The sequence below is a fragment of the Phocaeicola massiliensis B84634 = Timone 84634 = DSM 17679 = JCM 13223 genome (genome assembly GCF_000382445.1).
Taxonomy (GTDB): domain Bacteria; phylum Bacteroidota; class Bacteroidia; order Bacteroidales; family Bacteroidaceae; genus Phocaeicola; species Phocaeicola massiliensis.
Window position 1 is genome coordinate 2,401,875 of sequence record NZ_KB905472.1, and the last position, 16,837, is coordinate 2,418,711.

Genomic DNA, 16,837 nt, shown 5'->3' on the forward strand with positions numbered 1-16,837 from the left:
ATTTAATTAAAAAAGTTCAATGAAAAATTATATTCTTTCCAGATAGGATCCCGGAATGTAAGTAGTAGCTAAAGAAAATGCCCCTTCCAGACGCACCACAACCCGCTTATGCCCTTTGATGCGAATCAATTCGCCTTCTATACCCGCAAATTCGCCTTTTATAACGCGCACCCGGTCACCCTGACGAAGGTTTTCATTAAGCACTTGAACTGCATCTTCCGAAAAATCAAGCAAAAACATAAAATCCTGCATCTGCTTGTCGGGGACCACCAACAGTTGGCGGGTCTCCAAGTTCAGGAGATAATTCATGGATAATTTATATTCATTAACCAATGAAAGACAAGTGTTATAATCTGAATGGATAAATATTAAATTGGGTATAACGGGCTTTTCTACTTTGACTTTCTTCCCTCCTTTTTCTTTTATAACGGTTCGGAAAGGTATATAATGCTCTATACCCAACCGCTCCAAGAATTGCTTGATTTTCTTTTCTGCAGAAAATTTTGTTTTCGCTGCGAACCATTTGATCAGCTGCACTTTTTCTTTGTTTGTCGTCATGTTCAAGTACGCTTCGCGTCATCACCCCTTTGGAAGGCAATTTTATAAAAGATTCAATAAAATGAATCAAACTTTTTGTATCACCTCTTACACAGAGGAAGTACAATAAGGTTTAAAATTCGCTGCAAAGTTAATATTTATTTCTATAAAAGAAAGAATGAAACCAGATGTTTTTTCTAAATAAAGTGAGTTTTCTTTATTGAAAAGCCATTTATAAAGTAAAGATAATTTAATCTACAGCTTTAAGTTAAAAATTGAATAAAATCTATATTTTCTCTATATAAGGAGCTTAGAAAGGCTTTTCATGCCCCTCAGAAGGTGTTCTGAGGCCCGTATCACCTCTGTGTAAGAGGTGATACAAAGTCCATAAGTTTCAAATCGATGATAAAACCTTATGGTTAGCTTCATCCATCACTACTTGACTCAAAGAAGCTAAATAAATACGTGTTGTTTTTTCTGAAGTATGTCCCATGCCCTCACTTATTACAGATAGTGAAACACCATTTTCACGAGCGATGGAAGCCCAGGCGTGGCGCGGCACATAAGTCGTGAGATGCAGATGAGGAATATCCAACAACTTTTCTATTTTTTTAAGCTGTATATTCTGATAGCGTAATGCATTATAATATTGCACCTGTATGTTTCTAGGATTATCCGAATGAAGAATCGGTAATACATAATCGGAATCTTTAGTGAACGAACTGTATCTTTCTATAATTTCTGCCATGCAAGATTCAAGTCCGATAACCAGCTTCTGCCCCGTTTTTTTACGGTGATAAGTGATGGTACCTTCTTTTATATTCTCTTTACACAGATGGGCCATATCTACGAAAGCCATGCCACGTGTATAGAAGCTGAACATAAATAAATCACGGGCGTAAGCCAGCTTCTTCTTGTGACTTAAATCCAGGTTTCTGAGCAGGCGTAATGCTTCTATCGTCAAAGCACGTTTTTGAGTCTTATCAATTCCTGTATATACCTCTTCAAAAGGACGTTGCTGCACTGTCAAGTTTTTCTTAACAGCCTTATTATATACAGCACGCAATACACGCATATAAAAAGAAGAGGTGTTTGCCACCACACCACGCTGTTTCAGCCAAGACTGATAACTCTGTATCAGTTCTGAAGTAACCTCTTCGATGCCGAGGTCTTTCCCTCTACGGAAGTTGAAAAAACTGTTTAAGGTACATGAATAGGAAACGGCGGTCTTAAACTGCCCGTTTTGCAGCAGAAGCTCTTTCTGCTCATTCATAAAAGAAAAAAATGAATTGTTACACATAAAATTATTGATTTTAATAAACAACACCGACATGGTGCTGCGGAATTAAATGTATAACAACGATTGCGGTAAAAAAAAGATTCGTTTATTTAAATTCTTAACAATCAAAAAAGTCCGAAACAAGTGTTTCGGACTTTTTATATGTATGACCTCATTACTCAACTTCCGGGGTTATCAGTTTATAACCTTTGCCGTGAATATTGATAATTTCGATAGAGTCGTCTTCCTTCAAATGCTTACGCAATTTAGTGATATATACATCCATGCTTCGGGCATTGAAGTAATTATCATCAATCCAAATAGTTTTCAAAGCAAAGTCACGTTGCAGAATTTCATTGGCATGCGCACAAAGCAAGCCCAACAATTCGGATTCCTTAGTGGTAAGCTTGGTATTCTTGCCATCAATAGACAGAATTTGTTTCTGAGTATCGAAAGTAAAACGGCCAATCTTATAAATGTTACTCTCCTTATTTCTCTTACCACGCACACGACGCAGGATAGCTTCAATACGGAAAGTTAATTCTTCCATACTAAACGGTTTGGTGATATAATCATCAGCACCGATTTTAAAACCTTCCAGAATATCTTCTTTCAATGTCTTTGCAGTTAAGAAGATAATAGGAATTTCAGCATTTGCAGCACGAATTTCCTGTGCCAGAGTGAAACCATCCTTTTTAGGCATCATCACATCCAGTACACACAAATCATACTTGTTCTTCAGGAAAGCCTTGTAGCCGGCATCACCATCCGGGCAAAGTTCGGCCGAGTAGCCTTTTGCCTGCAAATATTCTCTCAAAAGCATGCCAAGATTCTCATCATCTTCGCATAACAAGATACGCAATTTCTCGTCCATATTATTCATTTTTTAATAAAGGTAATACAATTATAAATTTTGTTCCTACATTCAGTTCACTTTCAGCACGTATAACGCCCTTGTGGTCCTGAATTATTTTCTTCACGTATGCCAAGCCCAAACCGAAGCCTTTCACATCGTGCAAATTACCGGTATGTACCCGATAAAACTTATCAAATATCTTTTTCAGGTTTTCTTTCTTGATGCCGATACCGTTATCCTGTATCGAAATGTAAAGTTTACCCGATTCGTTCCATGTACGGATGTTCAGCAGCAATTCTCCTTCCGGTTTCTTATACTTCACTGCATTGTCAAGCAGGTTGAAGATTACATTCGTAAAGTGCATTTCGTCCACAAATATATCAGGATTCTCTGCATCCAAACTGGAAGTTATTTTTCCGTTATACTTTTCTACTTTCAACGTAAAAGTATTAACGACTCCCGCTATCAGCTCATTTGCATTCACTTCCTTCATCTTGAGTGTTGCCTTCTGTCTTTCGAACATTGACATCTGCAATACTTTCTCTACCTGAAAACGCAAACGTTTCGTCTCGTCATTGATAACTCCCGAAATATGCTGGAACATAGCCGGAGACTTACCCACCGCCGGATCTTTCAACATCTGTGCTGCCAACGAAATGGTAGAGATAGGTGTCTTAAACTCATGTGTCATATTGTTGATGAAGTCATTCTTTATCTCTGTCAGCTTCTTCTGGCGGAAGATGATGTAGATAGTAAAGATGAATGTCACAAGCAATACAAACGTAAAAATGAGTGACGGTATCATAAATTTAACAGAACTGAATATGTAACTGTTCAAATCAGGGAAGTGAACATTTACCATTCCCATTCGTGCAGGCGGATCATTTTGGAATATGACCTTGCGGTACATGCTCTCGCTACCCTCGTTCGTATAGTCGGGGCAATGATAAGCCTCTGTTCCCTCACGATCTGTCACTGTAAAATGATACGGAATATCAATGCCGTTATTTAACAGTTCCGTCTTTATAAACAAATCCAACTGCTTAAAGTTAACACGCTCTTTAAGCGGTTTATCACTGGCTGTGCGCAAAATAGTATAAACCACTTCGTCCAACAATGCCCGTTGGTATACATATCTCTCCTTTATGATTTCCTGCAATGCCCTGGCTGTTTGCGGGATATTTTTACCGGTAGAGATAATTGCCTTGGGAACATTGGCCGGACGGTTTGTACTAATCTTCATCTTGAGTTCGAAAGTGGAATACCCGTCCAACCCGTCCGAAGATACAGCATAATGCTGTGTATGTGCGACCAATTCGTTTTCCTCTTTTCCTTCTTTGGCGGCCTGCTGCCGGTATAATTGGGCAGCTCTTTCGGTAGCAACAACATCATCCTCCAGATATTTCTTTGTTTCCACCAACTCAATATTCCTGCACGCCTGATCCAAACTGCGCCGAACCGATTCATCAAATTGTTCCCTGCGCATCTTCACCATTTCCTCAATATAGCTCACTTGCAAGTAAAGCAAACTCAGAAATGAGAGCCCCATTACAATTCCTAATATCCAAATAGTAGACTTTTTCATGCCAGCAAAATTAAAAGCGTTAAACCTTATTACATAACGGATTAACCAAATTTAAACGGCAATTCTCTATAATTAACCGAAAAAGTCATTTAAACTAATAATCTGACTACTATAACAAAATTAACGCCGCTTGGTTTGCAAAAATAATAAAAAATTAAGTTCAAAACCAAATAATAAACCTAAAAGTTTAAGGTTACTTAAATAAAAAGGAACGCTTTTTTAACGAAAAGCGTTCCTTCTAGATATCATTTCTTACAGTTTACGTTATTCATCCTTATTTTCATTCGCCTCAAATTCTTTCATTAATTTATCCTGAACATCGCCCGGAACAAGTTCGTAGCTGGCAAATTTCATGATGAATGAAGCGCGCCCGCCGGTAAGTGAGCTCAAGGAAGTGGAATAAGAAGACATTTCCTTCAAAGGTACTTTGGCAACCAATTTCTCATAACCGTTTTCGCTGCTCATACCCATAATCATACCGCGACGACCTTGCAAATCGCTCATTACATCGCCCATCTTATCACTTGGAACGAATACTTCAACATCATAAATAGGTTCCAGAATCTTCGGACCTGCATTCTTGAATGCTTCACTGAAGGCATTACGTCCGGCAAGCATAAAGGAGATTTCGTTGGAATCTACCGGGTGCATCTTGCCATCGTAAACAATCACACGGACATCACGTGCATAAGAGCCGGTCAACGGTCCTTGCTCCATACGGCTCATAATACCTTTCAAAATAGCCGGCATGAAACGGGTATCAATGGCACCTCCCACTACACTGTTAATGAATACTAATTTACCGCCCCATTCCAATGGAACTTCTTCGGTACCCTTCACATTTATCTTGAATTCCTGTCCGTTGAACTTATACGTATCGGGAACAGGCATGCCTTCATAATAAGGTTCTACGATAAGATGAACTTCACCAAACTGTCCGGCACCACCCGATTGTTTTTTATGGCGATAATCGGCACGGGCTGCTTTGGTAATTGTTTCACGATAAGGAATCTTCGGCTCTTCAAATTTAATCTGCAACTTTTCGTTGTTCTCCAAACGCCATTTCAGCGTACGCAGGTGGAATTCACCCTGTCCGTGAACGATAGTCTGTTTTAACTCCTTAGACTGTTCGATTTCCCAGGTGGGATCTTCTTCACGCATACGGTTCAGTACGACCATCATCTTTTCCACATCCGCCTCATTCAGCGGCTTGATAGCGCGAGAATATTTAGCATTGGGATATTTAATGAAATTGAAACGGTTATCGCAATCTTTACCGTTCAGTGTGTTACCGGTTTTTACATCTTTCAGCTTCACCGTACAACCGATATCACCGGCACGCAGTTCTTCAACGGGGATACGGTTTGCACCGGCGCATACAAAGAGCTGTGCCATACGTTCCTTTGAGCCACGATCCGCATTTGTCAAATCATCACCTTCATGCACGGTTCCGCTCATCACCTTGAAATATTGAACTCCTCCAATATGCGGTTCAACGGCTGTTTTAAAGAAATAAAGTGAAGTAGGACCTTCAGCATCCGGTTCTACCACCTCACCTCTGGTATTATGTACTTTGGGCATTTCATCTACAAACGGTACAACATTTCCCAAAAACTCCATCAGTCGGCGAACACCCATATCTTTACCTGCACACACACAGAATACGGGGAACATGCCACGTGCCGCCAATCCTTTACGGATGCCTTCACGCATTTCATCTTCAGTCAGTGATTCCGATTCAAAGAATTTCTCCATCAACGTTTCATCGTGTTCGGCAGCAGCCTCAACCAATGCTTTGTGCAGCTCCATCGCCTTTTCTTTTTCCGAATCCGGAATTTCTTCGATGGTGGGTGCACCACCTTCAGGACCCCATGAATATTTCTTCATCAGCAGCACGTCAATCAGCTCGTGGAAATTAGGTCCGGTCTCAATCGGATATTGTACAGGAACTACTTTAGAACCATAGATGGTTTGCAACTGTTCCAATACATTATCATAATCACACTTTTCATTATCGAGTTGGTTCACCAGGAAGATGACGGGTTTACCCAGTTTTTCTGTGTAGCGGAAATGGTTTTGTGTACCTACTTCAGGACCGTATTGTCCGTTCAGCAAAAGAATAGCAGTATCTGTTACATTCAATGCAGTAAGTGCGGCACCTACAAAGTCGTCACTTCCCGGACAGTCAATTATATTAAGTTTCTTTCCGTTCCATTCTACATGATAAACGGTAGAGAACACTGAATAACCATATTCTTGCTCTACCGGAAAATAATCACTAACCGTGTTTTTGGCAGTAATTCTGCCGCGACGTTTTATAATACCACTCTCAAAGAGTAATGACTCTGTGAGGGTGGTTTTACCTGATCCATCATTGCCAAGGAGTGCAATGTTCTTAATTTCGTTAGTCTGATATACTTTCATGATATCTAAGATTTAATTATTAACAAACGGATATGTGTCTCATATCTCCTTAAAAGTGGAGCGCAAATTAGGAAATAAAGACAAAAAAAACAACCTCAAGGCAGGTGTTACTAAACTATGTTTTACGGCAGAGTTATCAGGTCCTTAAACGTTATGTCCTCTTATTCTTGGCCTTAATTCCATATATTCTTCCGATAATCCCTCAAATAAATATAAATATCAGTTCGATACCGCAAAAAGCAATGATAGTTTTCGTAGTTTTGCACATTATTTTAATATATGGCCGGACTCTATTTACATATTCCCTTTTGCAAACGACGTTGCATCTACTGCGATTTCTTTTCCACCACCCAAAACGAAAAGAAAACAGCTTATGTATCTTCCCTGTGCCGGGAACTGGAAATGCGCAAAGATTATATCGGAGGAGAAACAATAGAAACCATCTACTTCGGTGGGGGGACTCCTTCACAACTGTCACAAGAGGACTTTATCAGCATATTTTCCCATATATATAAGGTATACAATGTGGAGCCCGATGCCGAAATCACACTCGAAGCAAATCCTGACGATCTGACTCCGGAATATATCACCATGCTCCGCAGCCTGCCATTCAACCGCCTGAGTATGGGAATCCAGACTTTTAACGAGGATATGTTGAAACTATTACAGCGTCGTCACACTGCAGACCGGGCTATCCATGCTTTTAACAACTGCCGCCGGGCAGGATTTCATAACATCAGTATCGACCTGATGTACGGACTCCCCGGTGAAACACTCGATTCGTGGCAAAAAGACTTGGAGCAGGCAGTAAAGCTGCATCCCGAACACATCTCCGCTTATCATTTGATATACGAAGAAAATACTGCTTTGTGGAAACTCCGCGAACAACACAAAGTAGCCGAAGCAGATGAAGACTTAAGCGTTTCTTTGTTCGGTACACTCATCGACAGCCTGAGTGCCGCCGGATATGACCATTATGAAATATCCAACTTCTGCCTGCCCGGATTGCATTCCCGCCATAATTCCAGTTACTGGACCGGAAAGAAATACCTGGGTTGCGGACCGTCGGCACATTCCTACAACGGCATCTCGCGCCAATGGAATATTGCTTCGCTGAATGAATACATCAAAGGGATAGACGGCGGGATACCGGCATTCGAGATTGAAGAGCTCGATTTGTACACCCGCTATAATGACTTTGTAATCACCGGTATCCGCACCAAATGGGGAATGCCGCTATCCAAGCTTCGCAGAGAATATGGTGAAGAACTGTACGCCTATTGTCTGCGCATGGCACAGCCTTATCTGAAACAAGGAACACTGGAAATAGTCAATGATACGCTAAAACTGACACGCCCGGGTATTTTCATTTCAGATGGCATAATGAGTGACATGCTCCGTGTAGAAGACTAGATGTAAGGTATCATTCTTTTTCATAATATCTCACCCAATCGACCAGCATCTCCACCGGCAAATCCTTCGGGTCCACGCCTCCTACCCATGAACCACCCAGCTGCATATCTATCAGCAAATAATAAGGCTGATAAAAGGGATACTGCCCTTCTTTGTCAGTACTTATCCGCGGATAGGTGAACGTGTAATCATGGTTAATGGCAAAGACCAAGCTGTCAGGATAAATATCTACCGAGTAAATGTTATATTCATCAGGATTTATCTTATTGATACCACCATGAGGAGGAGTGTCCTTAAACCCCAATTTATAGGTATAATAGGAATGTACGGTTTGATAAGCGATGGTGTCGCTATTCAAGCGCTCCATGATATCTATCTCACCTCCATCGGGCCATTTTGCATTTTCGGGCAGCATCCAGATAGCGGGCCATGCACCGCGAGCTCCCTGCAACTTGGCTTTTATCTCTACCCTTCCACCGGTAAAAAGCTTTTTACCTTTGGTATAAATGCCACCGGTAAGATAGGGTGCGGTATCATTCTTTTGCGTATAATTCACAATGCCGCGCAAGACCATATTTCCATCTCTCATGGCGTAGCATGAATCAAAATCAGACATATAGTTATTCCAGTCTGCCGTTCCACGAGGTATCTTGCTCCATGATGTGGTGTCAAATCCGGCTTTGTTGTCAAATTCTTCCTGCCAAACCAGCTTCCATGTTCCTTTCTTCCCCGAAGTCTGACCGACAGTGGTCAATGCCATCAGTCCCAGGCATACCAATGCCATAAATGTTCCTTTTTTCATCGTATTTCTTTTAATGGTAAAAAAACATTTGCCATATCAAGAAGACAACAAGAGTTGCCGCCCGATATGGCAAATAAAAAATTAAAGTATTTAATATCTTATTTTGCTAAGCTGTAAACAACATCCATGATTTTCTGTCCGATTTCATCAGCAGCTTCCATAGTAGACGCCTCTGAATACACACGGATAATCGGTTCTGTGTTACTCTTGCGCAAATGAACCCATTTATCGGGGAAATCAATCTTCACACCGTCAATGTCATTGATTTCTTCATCTTTATAAAGTTCTTTCACCTTTGCCAGAATTGCGTCGACATCGGTTTCGGGAGTCAGGTCAATGCGGTTCTTTGCAATAAAATAAGAAGGATAAGAAGCACGCAACTCACTTACTTTCTTACCTTCATGTGCCAAATGACTCAAGAACAAAGCAATGCCCACCAAAGCATCACGTCCGCAATGGCTTTCCGGGTAGATGACTCCACCATTACCTTCACCACCGATGACTGCATTTGTTGCTTTCATCTTTGTCACCACATTTACTTCACCTACGGCAGAAGCATTATATTCGCAACCATATTTGCGTGTTACATCACGCAAAGCACGGGTAGAACTCAAATTGGAAACTGTATTTCCCGGAGTATGTTTCAATACATAATCAGCAACAGTTACCAATGTATATTCCTCACCGTACATCTTACCATCTTCACAAATCATAGCCAGACGGTCAACGTCAGGGTCAACAACAAAAGCCACATCACAGCCGCCTTTTGCCATCAATCCCATGATATCACCCAAGTTCTTTTCAAGAGGTTCGGGGTTGTGCTGGAAATTTCCGGTAGGTTCACAATATAGCTTTTCTACATGTTTCACACCAAGACGTTCCAGTAATTCGGGAAGGATAATTCCTCCCACAGAATTCACACAGTCGATAGCTACATGGAAATCAGCTTTGCGGATAGCCTCCACATCAACCAACTTCAATGCCAATACACTGTCAATATGCTTTTGATTGTAAGTATTGTCTTCACGATAGCTGCCCAAATGGTCTACATCAGCAAATTCAAACTCTTCAGCTTCAGCGATACGAAGAACTTCATTTCCTTCTTCCTTATTCAGAAACTCTCCCTTTTCATTCAGCAGCTTCAGGGCATTCCATTGTTTAGGGTTATGGCTTGCAGTCAGAATAATACCGCCACATGCGCCTTCCATAGTAACAGCCAGTTCGGTGGTCGGAGTAGAAGCCAAGCCGATGTTCACCACATCAAACCCCATCCCCATCAGGGTTCCGCATACCACGTTCTTTACCATCTCACCGGAGATGCGGGCATCGCGTCCTACTACAATTTTATTACTCTTTACAGTTGTTGTTTTACGTATCAGCGTTGCATAAGCTGATGTGAATTTTACAATATCCAGCGGGTTCAAACCTTCCCCCGCATGGCCACCAATAGTGCCACGGATACCTGAGATTGATTTAATCAGTGTCATCGTCCTAATTGATAAGTTATTTCATAGTAACAAGGATAAACGTAAGCAGAGGCATTCTTTTGTCCCTCGCTATGAGGAACAATCAATCTAACCTTTGCCCGACCGGAAATCTCGCGGCCCGTTCTGATATAATTAAACGGAATCAACCAACCACTGGGAACAAACGTGCTGCCGTATACAGAAGCCATTTGCCCTGTAGTGAAAGAAGCCGAAAAATTCTTTCCCGACTTAGTTAACATAAATTCATCGGGATGTGGTGCAAGATTACCAATAGTATTCAAAGACAGAGTATCCCCTGTGCCATCTGCCGTTATCTGCTCTTCTACATAACGGGCCAGCACTTCATAACGTCCGTCTTTCAGTACATTCCCGTTTCCTTTTTCTACAATTTGCATATACACACCATTGTCCGAGAAAAGAACAAACTCATTATCCTTCACATTCGTAGTTGAGTCTTGTTCCTGAAACTGCTCAAAGCTAATTACCTTGATATCTTCTTTCTCAATAAACCGCTTAATAGCTTCTCTTTCCTCTTCCTTCATCTCAGCATAGGATTTTTCATTGTTACATGACTGGAAAAACAATCCTAATAGAAACACTGATGTGAACAGTATACTTAATTTCTTCATTCTGATTCTGTTATAATTTCGGGCAAAAGTAATAAATCACCCGCAAACTTTTATATTGTTTTTAGGCAATTATACTAAAATAACTATTTTTTTGCCAACAATAGCTCTTCGTACTTCAATAAAGCTTGTTTAAACAAGCCGATAGCTTCTTCCATTGTGCCATAAAACTCACCTCCCGAAGCGTTCAGATGCCCGCCTCCGTTGAAAAAATCAGCAGCAACTTTATTACAAGGGAAGGTTCCGACCGAACGCAAGGAAACTTTAATCATGTTTTTCTCCGTATCCTCGCGCAAGAAAACAGAGAAACGGACATTCTTGATAGAAAGGGGAATGTTCACAAAGCCTTCCGTATCTCCTTTCACATATTGAAATTTGCCTTGTTCCTCTTTGGTCAACCAAATTAACGCCGAATTGAATTCGGGAAAAACCTGCATCTTATCATACAGCACATACCCCATCAGGCGCAAGCGTCCTTCGGAATACGTATTATATACATTGCGGTAAATCTCATCCTTGTCTATGCCTTTCGAAAGAAGCTCACTGATGATGAAATAAATTTCCCGGTTATTCGAATTATAAGTGAAACCGCCTGTATCTGTCATCATTCCCGTATAGATGCATTCCGCTCCTTCTTTGGTGATATCTTCAAAATACCCCAAACGGCAAATCAAACGGAATACGAGTTCGGAAGTGGAGGAGATTTCGGGATGAGAAATGACAATCCGGCAGAAATCACCGGGGTAAAGATGATGGTCTACCATCATCTTACGTCCTTTTGACGCAGCAACAGCATCTGCCATGGCATCAATACGCGACAGGGCATTGAAATCCAAACAGCAAATAACATCCGCCTCAGCTATCAACTTATCGGCAAACTCTTTATATTTGTCATAACGGATGATATCTTTCGCCCCGGGCATCCAACGTAAAAAATCGGGGAAAGCATTGGGAACAATCACGTTCACATTCTTCTCTTGAGATTCCAGAAAATGCCATAGTCCCAATGAAGAACCTATCGCATCTCCGTCGGGAGATACATGGGTGACAATTACTATTTTTTCAGCTCTCTCAAACCATTTCTCCACATGGTCAATATTAGCTTGCGAAATTACTTTTGATAACATATATATATCTTTTCTTTTGAAATGGCAAAAATACAAATTTATTCTTTATTCACAGAAGAATACGGAAAGAACCTTTCTCCGAAATATCAATATAATCCAAACCCAAGGTTTTACACTCCTCTTTATAGGCTTTTAACTTATAATCACCGAGCGATGCATCCAAGACTATTCTCTTTATATGAAACAGTTTTTGCAACGGAGCAATCTCTCCTTTATATCCTTTACACAAATACATATAATCGATATCCAACAGATTTGTGGCGGATTTGTTGCGCCAATACCCATCAGTCACCATACAAATATTCATGCCCCTCCAATGGACAATTCCTTTATGGCTCCATACATTTCTACCTTCATAATCGGATAACAGCAAATGGGGGATCGGCATCTTCTTCCGTTTCCAATAGGTTTCAGCTATGTTTTTCATATAAATATAGGTGCTGTCTTTCCTGTCTGAACATAAATAAGAAGAATTATCAGCCTCTATAAAATGAACGGCAGCACAATTATGCAGATTATAAAACACTATCGAAGGAACGGTTGCCCGGGGAAAATGAATGTAGAGCAAAAGTACCAGAATCATATTTATTCCTGCAAATACCTTTATCAACGCTTTTCTGCTCCCGGTACTCCAATAATACAGTCCCAACATAAAAAAAGCATAAAGCAAGCATACTTCCAAGGAAGATAAATACAACGAGTCTATAAAAGCCGAAGGCAATCGGCTGATAGTCCATGTACCCCAATTCAAACATTTAATGACTTCTTCCAGCATGAACAGAATGCAATGATGAAGTTCTGCGACCGGTGCAAAGACAAAAGCCAGCAATGCCAGATAAATAATAACAGGAATCAATGGTGCCACCAGCAGATTTGCCAATAAAAAGTAAAGAGAGAAACCGGAAAAATAATACATTACCAATGGGGCCGTACCTAATTGTGCCACCACAGACACAATCGTTGTTCCCCATATATATCTCAAGAAACGATTACGGATAAAACGGATACGGTAGAATTCTTTATAACACAGAGAAATGGCTAAAACTGCCATAAAAGAGAGTTGAAAACTTACATCAAACAAATAAAAAGGAGAATACAACAACATAGAGAATGCCGCTATTGCCAATATATTCAGAGGTTTCCCTCGTTTCCCTCCCAGTGTTCCGAGCTCAACCAACATACACATGATGACGGCACGCACCACCGAGGGCATCAGCCCTGCCACAAAAGCAAAACTCCACAGCAACAGCGTAACGACTATCCATTTCAGGATACGCATTGCCCGATTACGGCAAAACGGCCGCAACATATACCCCAACAGAAACCAAAGTATTCCGACATGAAGTCCCGACAATGCCAGCACATGGCTAATCCCCGCCACCGAATAAGACTCCCGCAACTCATCGCTCAACTCTTCTTTATATCCCACCGTCAATGCGGAAAGTACGGCAAATTCCTCTCCTTTAAATCCCCATTGCCGATAACACCCGACAATCTTATCTCTGCAAGCCAAAGCCTGTTGCTTGATACTGAGCACACGCGGTTTGTCCATAACACGCCAATATCCGGCATACACATAAGCAGTCCCGCTAATCTGTTTCCGCAACAAATAAGAAGCATAATCAAACTCATACGGATTACCTGCATTGTGCGGAGAACGAATTTTACCATAGAACAAGATATTATCTCCGCTTTGCAAGGTTTGAGACAAACTGTCCTTATAAACAGAAAGCAGCACCTGTCTGTCCTCTGTCTTTACTTTGCATACCATGACTTTCTCCTTTTCAACAGGAGTTTCCTGAACGACACCTCGGTACACTTTCTTTTCCGATGACCAATCGCAGTTTATTTTATCCCACTGTATTTGCGTCACCGTACTTCCCAAAACCAGCAGAAACAGGCTGACCGCTCCTCCAAAAAGCCACCGATAACGGTAAGCGCATGTTCTCAGCATCCACAGAAGAGCAACAAAAAGCACAGCCATCACTCCAAAGTGCACAGACAACAAATTCAAAGACCGAAAGCAGGTATCGGATAAAAAAATTCCGGCTACCAATGGGATGGTCAGCCGGAGTATAGAGTAAGGCTTCAAAGCCGAAAATAATTGCACTGCCGAATAATCAAAGATTCTTCAACTTATGAATCATTTCTCCCATATCGGGAGCTTTGAATACCGCATTTCCCGCCACGAGGACATCGGCTCCGGCTTCCACCAACAGCTTACCGGTTTCCAGATTCACACCTCCGTCTACTTCTATCAAAGCCTGCGAACCGGTACGGGCTATGAGCTCGCGCAATTCCCGCACTTTATCCAATGTGTGTGTTATAAACTTCTGCCCTCCGAATCCCGGATTTACACTCATCAACAAAACCATATCCACATCACGGATAATGTCTGTCAACATGGCAACAGGAGTAGAAGGATTGAGCGTTACAGCTGCTTTCATGCCCGCATCCTTTATCTGTTGCACTACCCTGTGCAAGTGTATGCATGCTTCATAATGCACATTCATCATCATAGTGCCCAAGTCTTTTACTTCCTTTATAAACTTCTCAGGGTTGACAATCATCAAATGTACATCCAAAGGTTTTTCTGTCAGTTCCGCTACATATTTCAATACGGGAAACCCAAAAGAAATATTAGGAACAAACACACCGTCCATCACGTCAATATGCAACCAATCGGCTTCACTGCGATTGATTTGCTGTATGTCTGCCTGCAAGTTAGCAAAATTGGCAGACAGTAAAGAAGGAGATATTAGAGGTTTAGCCATAATTCACTGTTCTTATTTCTTAGCATATAGGTTACAAAAGTAGTACAAAAAAATGGTTTATTTGCGAATACTCGGTAAAATTGCAAACAGAAGTCATTTATTTCAAAGTAAACCGCACTCCCAATTGAATATTAAAATTAAAAGGATGCTCTTTGCGAATAGTCTGCCATTGACTACCATCATCAAAATAATAAACCACACCGGGTTCGGCGTAAATACCGACTTTCTCTGTAATCTTGAACTGTGCACCGGCAGCAGCCGACAACGACCATTGCAATGGCTTCACATTTATCTTTTCATCTGTTGCATCTTTGTCTTGCTTATTCACAATGCCCACCTTGTGCATCGTGCCCGAAACACACTTTTCGACCATTCCCCCTGCCGAAGCATAGATTTCAAAACGTTTATTACTCCACAAACGACGATCTACCTTCAAAGGAATTCCGACATAATGCAAGCGTTGCTCTTCTTCAAAATAAGAATCCTGAGAACCTGAACGTAAATCAGTGGAAAGCAACGTATAGGTTACTCCCGTCTCGATACCCCATTTCTCATTCAACTCAAAACGGAGAGACGCACCGAATGTGACAGGCATGTGATGTTCCACCTTCGTATTATTATCCTCATTCAGATTAGCAAAATAAATAGGCTCGTTCAGTTCATTCCTTGCCTCCAAAGAAGCATAAGGTGAATTTTTCTTCGGTTCTTTATTCAATGGAGCCAGACTTCCATATCCCGAATAATTCATATTGGAAGAAAAAGGAACGTTACCGGTAGAAACACCAACCGACCACTTCCTTTCTTTTGTCTTCCGGGGGGTGGCGTATGCATAATAATTATTACGCCGGGCAGTTCTTGCAGCCGGTTTCTGCACAGGCTCTCCAGTCTTCACCTGTTCCGTTTCTTTGCTCTTTTTATCCGTCTTATCTGTTTCCTCCATCGGCTTCTCTTCTGCTGTTTTTTCTGTCATCACCTCATTATAAAATGCAGATACAGCTTTCTGCATAACAGCTTCCACATTGTTCACTTTCTTTTTTACTGACGTAATTTCGGGAGCGATATGTGCCACTGACGGATGGGTAGGAATTATCTCATTCATATCCGCCGAAGGAGAAAGAGATGCTATTTCAACAGATTTTCTTTCTACATATTCTGCCGAAGGAGAATGCCAGAACCATACGGTCACTGTCGATATGACCACCAGCAAGGCAATTGCTGCTACTGCCTGCCAGCGACGCCACAACGGAATAATTTTGGGAGTACTATTAAGCTCCTTCTCCAACTGATTCCAAAGATCAGCAGGAGCCGGTTCGGAATAGTCCTCCATCCGATGGCGTAAATTCTTTATCCATTTATCTTTCTCTTCCATTCCTATATCCTCTTTCTATAATCATTAATCTTCTTTATAAGTAAACTTTTGGCACGATATAATTGCGATGAAGAGGTATGCTCGGTGATTCCTAACATCTGAGCTATTTCCTTGTGTCCTTTCTCTTCAAATACATATAGATTAAAAACGGTGCGATAGCCTTCCGGCAATTCTTTTATAAACTGCATCAATACAGACTGAGGAATCTGTTCCATCGTATCATCATCTCCATCCACCATATCCGGCAATTCTTCCACTACTATTTCCTGATTGGCTGAAGACTGTTTGCGCAAATAACCCAAAGCTTCATTTACCATCACACGCGCAAGCCATGCTTTGAGTGACCCTTCTCCTTTGTAAGTAAACTTGTCGAAAGAACGAAAGATATTCAAAAAGCCATCATGCAAAACATCTTGTGCCGTCTCTCTGTCACCAATATAACGAATACAGATAGCCATCAATTGTCCGGCATAACGCTCATACAACTGCTTGCGGGCAAGGTTATCTCCCTTGCCGCATCGTTCGGCCAACTCTGCTTCATTCATTGTTTGTGACACT

Annotated in this window: 14 protein-coding genes; 1 reads left to right on the forward strand and 13 read right to left on the reverse strand. The window is 41.3% G+C overall.

The genetic code is table 11. The features are described 5' to 3' along the window. Window positions 1-27: 27 nt before the first annotated feature. The 5 genes from HMPREF1534_RS08855 to HMPREF1534_RS08835 all read right to left on the reverse strand — a co-directional run bounded on the left by HMPREF1534_RS08855 (window position 28) and on the right by HMPREF1534_RS08835 (window position 6,681). Complete coding sequence (locus tag HMPREF1534_RS08855) at window positions 28-558, reverse strand: UpxY family transcription antiterminator (protein WP_005940635.1); 531 nt, start codon at window positions 556-558, stop codon at window positions 28-30. A 373-nt stretch (window positions 559-931) separates the two neighbouring features. Beyond that, window positions 932-1,837: a tyrosine-type recombinase/integrase gene (locus HMPREF1534_RS08850; RefSeq protein ID WP_229031840.1), complete on the reverse strand. Its 906-nt coding sequence runs from the start codon at window positions 1,835-1,837 to the stop codon at window positions 932-934. Window positions 1,838-1,991: 154 nt separating this feature from the next. Further along, window positions 1,992-2,690: a response regulator transcription factor RprY gene (gene rprY / locus HMPREF1534_RS08845; RefSeq protein ID WP_005940641.1), complete on the reverse strand. Its 699-nt coding sequence runs from the start codon at window positions 2,688-2,690 to the stop codon at window positions 1,992-1,994. A 1-nt stretch (window position 2,691) separates the two neighbouring features. Beyond that, window positions 2,692-4,257, reverse strand: a complete 1,566-nt coding sequence (locus HMPREF1534_RS08840; protein ID WP_005940644.1) for a sensor histidine kinase — start codon at window positions 4,255-4,257, stop codon at window positions 2,692-2,694. 264 nt (window positions 4,258-4,521) lie between these two features. After that, the gene (locus HMPREF1534_RS08835; protein ID WP_005940646.1) at window positions 4,522-6,681 is read right to left on the reverse strand and encodes an elongation factor G; all 2,160 of its coding nucleotides are present in this window, start codon (window positions 6,679-6,681) and stop codon (window positions 4,522-4,524) included. 279 nt (window positions 6,682-6,960) lie between these two features. Here HMPREF1534_RS08835 and hemW point away from each other — a divergent pair, with 279 nt between their 5' ends. Continuing rightward, window positions 6,961-8,094: a radical SAM family heme chaperone HemW gene (hemW, locus tag HMPREF1534_RS08830; RefSeq protein WP_005940647.1), complete on the forward strand. Its 1,134-nt coding sequence runs from the start codon at window positions 6,961-6,963 to the stop codon at window positions 8,092-8,094. Between the two features lie 10 nt (window positions 8,095-8,104). Here the strand turns inward: hemW and HMPREF1534_RS08825 are convergent, their stop codons facing one another. The 8 genes from HMPREF1534_RS08825 to HMPREF1534_RS08790 all read right to left on the reverse strand — a co-directional run bounded on the left by HMPREF1534_RS08825 (window position 8,105) and on the right by HMPREF1534_RS08790 (window position 16,824). Further along, on the reverse strand, window positions 8,105-8,896 hold the full coding sequence (locus tag HMPREF1534_RS08825; RefSeq protein ID WP_005940649.1) for a glycoside hydrolase family 16 protein: 792 nt from the start codon (window positions 8,894-8,896) through the stop codon (window positions 8,105-8,107). A 98-nt stretch (window positions 8,897-8,994) separates the two neighbouring features. After that, window positions 8,995-10,383 (reverse strand): phosphoglucosamine mutase, encoded by a 1,389-nt coding sequence (glmM, locus tag HMPREF1534_RS08820; RefSeq protein WP_005940653.1) that lies wholly within the window; start codon window positions 10,381-10,383, stop codon window positions 8,995-8,997. Beyond that, window positions 10,380-11,012, reverse strand: coding sequence for a DUF4827 domain-containing protein (locus HMPREF1534_RS08815; RefSeq protein ID WP_018452368.1), 633 nt, complete (start codon window positions 11,010-11,012; stop codon window positions 10,380-10,382). The genes glmM and HMPREF1534_RS08815 overlap by 4 nt, the downstream gene beginning before the upstream one ends. Window positions 11,013-11,095: 83 nt before the next feature. Further along, window positions 11,096-12,136, reverse strand: coding sequence for a DHH family phosphoesterase (locus HMPREF1534_RS08810; RefSeq protein WP_005940658.1), 1,041 nt, complete (start codon window positions 12,134-12,136; stop codon window positions 11,096-11,098). Between the two features lie 49 nt (window positions 12,137-12,185). Beyond that, window positions 12,186-14,120 carry a ComEC/Rec2 family competence protein gene (locus HMPREF1534_RS08805; protein WP_005940661.1) on the reverse strand — a complete coding sequence of 645 codons (1,935 nt, stop codon included), beginning with the start codon at window positions 14,118-14,120 and terminating at the stop codon, window positions 12,186-12,188. A gap of 136 nt (window positions 14,121-14,256) precedes the next feature. Then, window positions 14,257-14,910 carry a ribulose-phosphate 3-epimerase gene (rpe, locus tag HMPREF1534_RS08800; RefSeq protein ID WP_005940664.1) on the reverse strand — a complete coding sequence of 218 codons (654 nt, stop codon included), beginning with the start codon at window positions 14,908-14,910 and terminating at the stop codon, window positions 14,257-14,259. Between the two features lie 97 nt (window positions 14,911-15,007). Next, window positions 15,008-16,279, reverse strand: a complete 1,272-nt coding sequence (locus tag HMPREF1534_RS08795) for an outer membrane beta-barrel protein (RefSeq protein WP_005940668.1) — start codon at window positions 16,277-16,279, stop codon at window positions 15,008-15,010. A gap of 2 nt (window positions 16,280-16,281) precedes the next feature. After that, complete coding sequence (locus tag HMPREF1534_RS08790; protein ID WP_005940671.1) at window positions 16,282-16,824, reverse strand: RNA polymerase sigma factor; 543 nt, start codon at window positions 16,822-16,824, stop codon at window positions 16,282-16,284. Between the last annotated feature and the right edge of the window lie 13 nt (window positions 16,825-16,837).